This window comes from Paracraurococcus lichenis (assembly GCF_030657435.1).
Lineage (GTDB): Bacteria > Pseudomonadota > Alphaproteobacteria > Acetobacterales > Acetobacteraceae > Paracraurococcus > Paracraurococcus lichenis.
This window is the reverse complement of record NZ_JAUTWS010000498.1, coordinates 1-426: the sequence shown is the minus strand read 5'-3', so window position 1 is coordinate 426 and position 426 is coordinate 1. Positions and strand designations below refer to the sequence as shown.

1 pseudogene is annotated in these 426 nt (G+C 77.0%); it reads left to right on the top strand.

Going from position 1 to position 426, the window contains the following annotated elements:
• A pseudogene (locus Q7A36_RS40965) lies at nucleotides 1-426 on the top strand (IS256 family transposase); the annotation flags it as partial.

Sequence of the window (426 nt, the reverse complement as noted above, 5' to 3'; positions counted from 1 at the left end):
CGCTGTGCGGCCCGCGGCACGGGCGGGGTGGGGAGCGGCAGGCGCAGCGCTGGGGCCGGACCCAGGGCCCGATCGGCTTCCACGGCGGCAAGGTCTCGGTGGCGCGGCCGCGGGTGCGCGAATGCGGTGGCCGGGAGGTGGTGCTGCCGAGCTGGGAGCGGGCGGTGGGCGAGGACTGGCTGGGGCGCTGGGCGATGAACCTGATGCTGCTCGGGGTCGCCACGCGCCGGTTCGGCCGGGCGGTTCGACTGCCCGAGGGCGACGTGCCGGCGGGCCCGGGCACGGGGGTGTCGAAGTCGGCCGCCTCGCGGCGGTTCGTCGCGCTCTCGGCGGAGCGGATGGCGGCCTGGATGGGGCAGGACCTGTCCGGGCTCGACCTGCTGGCGGTGCAGATCGACGGCATCCACGTCAGCGAGGACCTGGTCC